Annotated in this window: 8 protein-coding genes; 6 read left to right on the top strand and 2 right to left on the bottom strand. The window is 41.0% G+C overall.

Features of this window, described 5'->3' with window-relative positions:
* The 4 genes from FTU17_RS16095 to FTU17_RS16080 form a co-directional block, all read left to right on the top strand.
* The coding region (locus FTU17_RS16095; protein ID WP_180059625.1) for a zinc ribbon domain-containing protein at nucleotides 1–134 on the top strand (134 nt) is incomplete at its 5' end.
* Between the two features lie 113 nt (nucleotides 135–247).
* A complete protein-coding gene (gene purE, locus FTU17_RS16090; RefSeq protein ID WP_180107299.1) occupies nucleotides 248–760 on the top strand; it encodes a 5-(carboxyamino)imidazole ribonucleotide mutase in 513 nt (170 codons plus the stop codon).
* A 16-nt stretch (nucleotides 761–776) separates the two neighbouring features.
* Complete coding sequence (locus FTU17_RS16085) at nucleotides 777–1,898, top strand: 5-(carboxyamino)imidazole ribonucleotide synthase (RefSeq protein ID WP_168379845.1); 1,122 nt, start codon at nucleotides 777–779, stop codon at nucleotides 1,896–1,898.
* Between the two features lie 722 nt (nucleotides 1,899–2,620).
* On the top strand, nucleotides 2,621–3,907 hold the full coding sequence (locus tag FTU17_RS16080) for a lytic murein transglycosylase (protein ID WP_180136018.1): 1,287 nt from the start codon (nucleotides 2,621–2,623) through the stop codon (nucleotides 3,905–3,907).
* A 99-nt stretch (nucleotides 3,908–4,006) separates the two neighbouring features.
* Here the strand turns inward: FTU17_RS16080 and FTU17_RS16075 are convergent, their stop codons facing one another.
* Nucleotides 4,007–5,134, bottom strand: a complete 1,128-nt coding sequence (locus FTU17_RS16075) for an anhydro-N-acetylmuramic acid kinase (RefSeq protein ID WP_168379846.1) — start codon at nucleotides 5,132–5,134, stop codon at nucleotides 4,007–4,009.
* A 63-nt stretch (nucleotides 5,135–5,197) separates the two neighbouring features.
* On the opposite strand from FTU17_RS16075, the gene tyrS reads away from it, so the two are divergent.
* Nucleotides 5,198–6,430: a tyrosine--tRNA ligase gene (tyrS, locus tag FTU17_RS16070; RefSeq protein WP_171262600.1), complete on the top strand. Its 1,233-nt coding sequence runs from the start codon at nucleotides 5,198–5,200 to the stop codon at nucleotides 6,428–6,430.
* Nucleotides 6,431–6,923: 493 nt separating this feature from the next.
* On the opposite strand, the gene FTU17_RS16065 is transcribed toward tyrS, so the two are convergent.
* Nucleotides 6,924–7,565 (bottom strand): YitT family protein, encoded by a 642-nt coding sequence (locus tag FTU17_RS16065; protein WP_162689805.1) that lies wholly within the window; start codon nucleotides 7,563–7,565, stop codon nucleotides 6,924–6,926.
* A gap of 225 nt (nucleotides 7,566–7,790) precedes the next feature.
* Here FTU17_RS16065 and FTU17_RS16060 point away from each other — a divergent pair, with 225 nt between their 5' ends.
* The gene (locus FTU17_RS16060; RefSeq protein ID WP_111886092.1) at nucleotides 7,791–8,063 is read left to right on the top strand and encodes a hypothetical protein; all 273 of its coding nucleotides are present in this window, start codon (nucleotides 7,791–7,793) and stop codon (nucleotides 8,061–8,063) included.
* The last annotated feature ends 352 nt before the right edge of the window (nucleotides 8,064–8,415 follow it).

Genomic DNA, 8,415 nt, shown 5'->3' with positions numbered 1-8,415 from the left:
GTAAGACAGATCTTGGAATAAGAGAATGGGAGTGCATGAGCTGTGGTACAGCTCATGATCGAGATATAAACTCAGCTCTAAACATTCTTGCGCTTGGGCATAAGCGTCTAGCTGTAGGAATCACCCTTTTTTAAGGGGGTGAGGATGTCAATGAGATGAATTTTCAGTCTATAATACGGGGCTCTTATTAAAGCTTGGCTCTAGTCGAGATTTACTCTCTCTTACTTTAATCTCTGGAAACATTGCAATGAATGCGGCCGCTTCACAAGACACTCCTCTCGTTGGAATTATCATGGGTTCTCAATCGGATTGGGCAACGCTAGAAAACACTGCCAATATGCTCAAACAGCTTGGCGTCTCATTTGAAGCGGAAGTAGTATCTGCACACCGAACTCCAGATCGATTATTCGAATATGCCGAAACCGCACGTGATCGTGGTATTCAAGTAATTATTGCCGGTGCTGGCGGCGCAGCACATTTGCCAGGCATGTGTGCAGCCAAGACTGATTTGCCTGTACTCGGCGTACCGGTAAAATCATCGATTCTAAATGGTGTTGATTCACTGCTTTCAATTGTACAAATGCCTGCAGGGATTGCTGTCGGTACTTTGGCCATTGGCCCAGCGGGTGCAACCAATGCGGCGATCATGGCTGCACAAATTTTAGGTTTAACACGGCCTGAAATCGCAAAAAATGTTGCAGATTTCCGTGCTGCGCAAACCGATAAAGTGGCGAGTAAAAATATTCCGGGTCAAGCTTAATTAAGGGGCATTTCTCATGGATAAAACCATTGGTATTTTTGGTGGTGGCCAGTTGGGTCGTATGATGGCGCAAGCGGCATTACCTTTAAACATTCAATGCACCTTCTTTGAAGCGAGTACCGACTGCCCTTCTGCAGCCCTAGGTCCAGTGATTTCGACCCAAGCTGAAAATGGCTTGCAAGATTTCATTCAGAGCGCAGATGTTTTCAGCTTAGAGTTTGAAAATACCCCGCTGGCAGATGTTGATGTATTGACCAAAAACAAAGCATTGCACCCACCGCGCCAAGCTTTAGCGATTGCACAGCATCGTTTGTCTGAAAAAGCCTTGTTTGATGAGTTGGCTATTCCAGTTGCACCCTATAAGGCCGTGACGTCTTTAGAGAGTTTAGAAGCCGCTGTTGCTGAACTGGGTTTACCCATCGTACTGAAAACATCGCGTGGCGGTTATGACGGTAAAGGTCAATTTGTGCTACGTAGCGCTGAGCAAATGGATCAAGCATGGGCTGAACTGGGCCCTGCTGGTGAATTGATTGCGGAAAGCTTTGTAACCTTCTCACGTGAAGTCTCAATCATTGCGGTGCGTGGTCAAGACGGTGATGTGAAAACATGGCCATTGGCGGAAAACCACCACCACAACGGCATTTTGTCGCATTCGATTGTGCCTGCGCCAAACAGCGCAGACTTACAACCAGTTGCGCAAGACTACATTACTCGCCTGCTCAATCATTTGAATTATGTCGGTGTTTTGACGCTAGAACTGTTTGTGACCGATAAAGGCTTATATGCCAATGAAATGGCGCCACGTGTGCATAACTCGGGGCATTGGTCGATTGAAGGTGCAGTGTGTTCACAGTTTGAAAACCACATTCGTGCTGTAGCAGGTTTGCCTTTGGGTTCGACTGAAGTTGTTCGTCCAACGGTCATGGTAAACATCATTGGCCAACATCCGAAATCTGAAGATGTATTGGCACTGAATGGCGCGCATTTGCATCTGTATAACAAAACAGAGCGTGAAGGCCGCAAAATCGGTCACATCACTTTAATGCCGAATGATACTGCTGAATTAACAGCTTTATGTCGTGCTTTGGCGAAAATTTTGCCGAATCCACTGGCACTTAGCGAAGATATGACCATTTAAACCTGAGTTTGAATGATAAAAAAGCGGTCATGCACATGGCCGCTTTTTTTATCGCTGTAGTTCGGGCATCATTGCGCCTCTTTGCAAAATCACACCGCTTATCGGTGAAACGACAAGAAACTATTGATCATAAAGTGTTCGTTCGTTTATAAATATTCTGCGCTAATCTTCGTATGGTTTTTTGTGTATCAATAGTCTGCGATGTATGTGAATCAAAATCAAAAATAACTAATGCGTTTTGAATTCAAACTGTGTTTTTAAATTTAAACTATGAATTTGAATTCAAAAAATCCTATGCCAAAAACAATGAATTCAAAGTTTATGAATTTAAATTTCAAAAAATGAATTCATTTCGCTGTGTTTAAATTTAAAAGTTGATCAGAATTATTGGATCTGTAGAAAGTGCTTTTAAAAGCTATAATATTTTGATTATTAACAATAAAGATGAATTGTTACGCTATTTTGAATTTGTGGATAACTTTTTCTACATGCGATTTATTTTTAAATTTAAAAGTTTTAAATTTAAATTTAAATTTAAACCGTTGTTTGGTTTGTAGTGAATTTAAAACTGGGTTGTGGATAACTGCTTTTGAATTCAAATTTCAAAAATGAATTTAAATAAGTAGAGATTATGAATTTAAATTTACGTTTTGAACCTTTAACTTTTGCTTTGAGCTGCTATTGTTAAAGCAACAATTTAAATTCAAAAAAAGATCAAGGGTATGAAGCATCACTTAGGATTTGTTTTCGGGACTGCTTTATTGGCAATAACTCAGGCAAATGCCGAGTTGATTATTAATGGTCAGTCTGTCAATGCGTCGAGCATGCCTGCAACAAGCAGCATTTCACCACAAAATAACTTTCAAGGCTGTTTAGCCAATTTGCGCTCGCAAGCGATTAATGCTGGTGTGAATACGTCCACTTATGATCGTTATACACAAAATTTAACACCTGATTATTCTGTGATTGAAAAGCTCAACTATCAGCCTGAGTTTTCAACACCGATTTGGGACTATTTGTCAGGACTGGTGGATGAAGAGCGTGTACAACTGGGTCGGCAGAAATTGGCGCAGCATCGTGATGTTTTAAACCGTGTCGCAGCGGCTTATGGTGTACCTGCTGAAACCGTGGTTGCGGTTTGGGGTGTGGAGAGTAATTTTGGTGATATTGCGGGTAGCTATCCTTTATTGCAGTCATTGGGCACTTTAAGTTGTGAAGGACGCCGTCAAAGCTATTTCCGTGGCGAGTTTTTTGCAGCCATGCGGATTTTGCAGCGTGGTGATTTAAATGAATCACAATTGAAAGGTTCGTGGGCAGGTGCATTTGGTCATACCCAATTTATGCCGAGCACTTATGAAGAACTGGCCGTCGATTTTGATGGTGATGGCCGCCGTGATTTGGTATCGAGCACCACGGATGCTTTGGCATCTACAGCCAACTTCCTGAAAAAGCGTGGTTGGCAAACTGGTCAGCCGTGGGGCTTTGAAGTAAAAATTCCCGAAGGAATGTCGATCAGTGGTGAAAGTCGCCGTAATAAAAAGTCATTAGATAGCTGGATGAATCGTGGTTTGCAGCGTGCCGATGGCACGCCGTTAATTCAAGGTAACCTTTCTGGATCGAGCCAAGCTGGATTAATGGCACCGGCTGGGCCAAGTGGGCCTGTATTCTTGGTGTTTAAAAATTTCGATGCAATCTACAGCTACAATGCGGCAGAGAGTTATGCATTAGCGATTGCGCATTTATCCGATCGCTTGCAAGGCAAGGGCGGCTTTAGTACGACATGGCCAACCGATGATCCTGGGACTTCACGTGCGGAACGACGTGAGATTCAACAATTTTTACTTAACCGTGGCTATGACATTGGTAAAGTGGATGGATTAATTGGAGATAAAACCCGTCAAGCCATACGACAAGAGCAAAATCGACTGGGTTTAAGCCCAACAGGTCGGGCGGGACAGCAGATTTTACGGGCTTTCCGTAATGAACATGCCAAGGCAATGATGAATTAAGTTTGAGCTATGCTTTTTATATAGTAGTCAATATATATAAAAGCTTGTCTATATAAAAAAGGTCTGCAATTGCAGACCTTTTTTATATGTTTTTGACTCTTAAACCGCAGTGATTGTACCTAAGATACGATAGCCAGCAGCACCCGTCACACTTGGTAAATTTGCACTAAGCTGATTGACAAAGCGCATCGCCAACCAAGCAAAGGCCGTCGCTTCCACCCATGTTGGGCTTAAGCCTAAATCTGCGGTACTTTGCACCGTCCATTCATGTTTACGTAGACGCCAGCGCAGTTGTTCTAAAAGGTGTGAATTATATGCACCACCACCACAGACATAGACTTCACCGGTATCCATATCAGAACGGTAAATGGCTTTTTTAATGGCACGTGTGGTGAGTTTCATTAAGGTTGCTTGAATGTTTTCTGGCGTATCTTCGAGTTCGTCATATTCGAGATCTCCACGCCAATCGAGAATCTGTTCATCTAACCATTCTAGATTGAAGTCTTCACGACCTGTACTTTTTGGCGGTTCCTTAGAGAAAAACTCATGCGCTTGTAAGCGGTCGAGCAGGCTGCGAATAGGCTGACCATAAGCCGCCCAGTTGCCATTTTCATCATACGGCTGACCAGTATAACGTTCGCACCAAGCATCCATTAAAATGTTGGCAGGGCCTGTATCAAAGCCATAGACATCTTCAGGTTTACCCGCAGGTAACATGCTGACATTGGCAATGCCACCCAAATTTAAAATCACACGGTGAATGGTGTCATGTTGGAAAAGCGCTTGATGGAACGCAGGAACTAAAGGTGCGCCTTGACCACCCGCAGCCATATCGCGGCGGCGAAAGTCTGAAATCACAGGGATTTTAGTGAGTTCGGTAATAATATTGGGGTCGCCAATTTGCAGGGTAAAACCATGTTCAGGACGGTGGCGGATGGTTTGTCCATGTGAGCCAATCGCCTTGATTTGACTACGATCTAGCTGATTCTTCTCGATCAATTCATTAATGCCATGACCGATCATTTGAGCTAAAGCAACGTCTGCCTTACCCATACGATCAATTTCGTTATCATCAGGCAAGGTGAGGGCCATCAGTTCATCACGAAGGTCTAGGTCAAAGGGAAGTGTGAGTGTCGCATGAATCTCTAAAGGATCAAAAGAAGCAGCAACAATATCGACACCATCCATGCTTGTGCCGGTCATTACCCCAATGTAGATCGCTGTCATGATGATTCTTAAGCCTGCAATGTGCTGAAAAAGTGTTAGTATATCGCACAAATTGTATAACTGATCTATTTGGATTTTGTGATGTCAAATTTCCTGCCGGCTGAAGAACAACTTGCCCTCATCCAACGAGGCACACATGAGATTATTTCTGAAGAAGATCTTCTTAAGAAATTAAAGCAGAATCGCCCATTAAAAATTAAAGCGGGTTTTGACCCGACTGCACCTGATTTACATTTAGGTCATACGGTTCTGATTAATAAATTAAAAGTTTTCCAAGATTTAGGTCATGAAGTTTACTTCCTGATTGGTGACTATACAGCCATGATCGGTGACCCAACGGGTAAGAGCGCTACGCGTCCGCCGTTGTCTCGTGAAAAAGTTTTAGAAAATGCTAAAACTTATCAAGAACAAGTATTTAAGATTCTTGATCCAGCGAAAACTAAAGTTGTGTTTAACTCAGAGTGGTTTGGTCAAAAAACTGCTGCTGACTTGATTCAGTTAGCTTCACAGCAAACTGTGGCACGTATGTTGGAACGTGATGACTTCACTAAACGTTATAACAGCCATCAACCGATTGCGATTCACGAATTTTTATATCCATTGGTACAAGGTTATGACTCAGTTGCACTAGAAGCGGATGTAGAGTTAGGTGGTACAGACCAAACCTTTAACTTGCTGATGGGTCGTACATTACAAAGCCGTTATGACCAAGAATCTCAAGTGTGCATTACTGTGCCAATTCTTGAAGGTTTAGACGGCGTAAATAAAATGTCTAAATCTTTGGGTAACTATATTGCTGTATTTGATGCACCGGGTGCGATGTACCAAAAAGTGCTTTCAATGCCAGATGATTTGATCGAACGTTACTTTGACTTGTTGAGCTTTAAATCGATTGAAGAAATTCAACAGTTGCTCAAAGAAGTGGCTGAAGGTCGTAACCCACAAGAAGTGAAGAAAATTCTTGCACTTGAATTGGTTGAGCGTTTCCATGGCGCAGAAGCTGCGGCAAATGCGCACAAAGGTGCAGGCAACTTGATTACTGAAGGTGAACTTCCAGAAGGTACACCAGAAGTGACTATTTCTCGTGGCGCATTTGGTGGTGAGATTTTCATTACTTCTATTTTGCGTGAAGCGGGTTTGACTAAAAATGCTGCTCAAGCAAAAGATGCAATTGGTCGTGGCGCGGTGAAAGTGGATTGGGAAGTGGTTGATGCAGGTTATGCTGTGTCAGAAAACAAAACTTTGATCATCCAAGCGAGCAAAAAAGCGATCGCAAAAGTAACTTTTACCGACTAATAAATTCTTGAATTTTTAGTTAAGTTATTGAATTAAAAGCAGGCTTCGGCCTGCTTTTTTTTACTAATTAATATATTAATAATATAAATAAGAAAATTCAAAAAAAACCTTATAAAAACAACACTTAAATTTTGCCAAATGTGTTGCATTTCTTGAATTTTATGTATAAGATTTATTCATCTAGAGAGATATATACCATCTAGAGGGTACATAACGATAACTCCACTTTTTATAAGTCTCTTCCCCAAGGGACTCTTTTTTTTAGTGAGTTAACAAATAACTATAATAACTACACGATGGATCGACTAAAGATTCAATTCTAAGGGAAAGATTTTGGGAGAGATCTTTCCCTTTTTTATTTGTAAAATTGAGTTATTCCTTTCAAAAATCACATTTATTTCTGTATTAAAGACTTTAATCGCTCCAGAAAAAAGCCCGATTCAATCGAGCTTTAAAATGTCTTTACTCAGATAGATGTTCATTGAGTTTTATTTTAGGGCTTAGGGCCAAATTGAATGAAGCTTAATTTAGGTAAGATCCGCTTAACTAATGTTCCCACTAAAAGTGCGGTAATAATGGTGCCTTCACGGACTCCGATGACTTGATGTAAGACCAGCCAACTGCTGATAACCGCAATACTGACCAAGAGGATGTCGCCATAGGTTTTACAGTTGCCAAAATCAAGGCGATAACGAACAGCAATGGCTTGATAGAGACCTTCTGCGGCCAAGAGGACTAGACTGGCTTTGACCACTAAGCTCACACCTAAAGCAGTAATCAGGCAACTTGCCAAGCAAGCTAGGAGTTGAAGTGGGTAACTTTCTATGCTCCAGCCTTGGGTCAGCCACATTAAACCGTCAATAAATGCACCAAACAAAATTCCCACGGGTAATTGCAGCCACTGTATCCATTGAAAGCGTGATTTTAAGATCAGCATTTGCAGCAGGATCATGACGATATGCATTAATACTGTTAATGTGCCGACGGTGAGAGGAAAGATATAGCTAAAGCTATAGGGCACCGAGGAAATAGGGGATGTCCCTAAATTTGAATGTATAGAGAGTACGACACCAAAAGCCAAAAATCCTAATCCGCCTAATAGTAAGAATAAGCGTGGAAAAAACTGTGTTGGCATCCTGCACCTAAAAAATAAAAAGAGTGTACATAAAACGCAGCCTGCGCTCTATGCGTCTAAAGCCCAAAAATAGTGGCTTTTTATGACTGTGATCGTTAATAGTGATTATTCAAATAAAATAGGCTGTATTTTTATCAGCAAAAATGACTAAGCATGTAATTAAAATGATTTTTGCAAAAACAGGCCTTATGGAACAATGGTCAAAAATCAAAAAAGAGCAACAACATGGCGTATTACAATACCGATAATCATGATGAACAGATTGATCGAATCTTGAGATATTTATTTGATCACCAAACCACACAGTATAAGCGAGCATTATTTTGTGAGGCGCAGCAACAATTACATGATTTGGATATCGCAGCACAGTACCAACTATTTGCATTGGTACGAGAACAACTCCCTCGACGTGCCAAGCTGCTATTTTCTGCCGAGGATTTCCGTGGAAAGCAACAAGTCATCTTGGAAGTCATGCAACATTTAGCATTTGAACGTTAAAAAATGCTTGGAAATATAAAAATGCACGCAAAAAAATGTCTATAAAGCTTGAATAGGTGTGATGACAGAAAAAAATGATGTGCTTTGAGGAAGAAAAGTAGACTAATGATCAATAAATAATCAAAGCTACTTTTATTAGATTTAAAAGCGCTGAAAAAGATTTGCTAGATATAAGAAATTTACTTAATTAAATATCGACTATTTGCTAAAAATTTATAAAAAATGCCTCTGTACACGACAAATTTCATAGGATCCTTGTCCTATCAGGCTTTTTCTTTCTTAAAATTGCTAGCACTTTCTTAAATTCTTCTTTTTTTCCAAAACCAATCAAACGTAGAATAGCCATTTGAAC

The sequence above is a fragment of the Acinetobacter sp. YH12070 genome (genome assembly GCF_013419625.1).
Taxonomy (GTDB): domain Bacteria; phylum Pseudomonadota; class Gammaproteobacteria; order Pseudomonadales; family Moraxellaceae; genus Acinetobacter; species Acinetobacter amyesii.
This window is presented reverse-complemented; position numbering and strand designations above follow the sequence as displayed.

Excerpts from the sequence above, each read along its gene's own strand:
- purE (WP_180107299.1), top strand. The coding sequence starts at position 248 with ATGAATGCGGCCGCTTCACAAGACACTCCTCTCGTTGGAATTATCATG.
- FTU17_RS16080 (WP_180136018.1), top strand. The coding sequence starts at position 2,621 with ATGAAGCATCACTTAGGATTTGTTTTCGGGACTGCTTTATTGGCAATA.
- FTU17_RS16060 (WP_111886092.1), top strand. The coding sequence starts at position 7,791 with ATGGCGTATTACAATACCGATAATCATGATGAACAGATTGATCGAATC.
- FTU17_RS16085 (WP_168379845.1), top strand. The coding sequence starts at position 777 with ATGGATAAAACCATTGGTATTTTTGGTGGTGGCCAGTTGGGTCGTATG.
- FTU17_RS16075 (WP_168379846.1), bottom strand. The coding sequence starts at position 5,134 with ATGACAGCGATCTACATTGGGGTAATGACCGGCACAAGCATGGATGGT.
- FTU17_RS16065 (WP_162689805.1), bottom strand. The coding sequence starts at position 7,565 with ATGCCAACACAGTTTTTTCCACGCTTATTCTTACTATTAGGCGGATTA.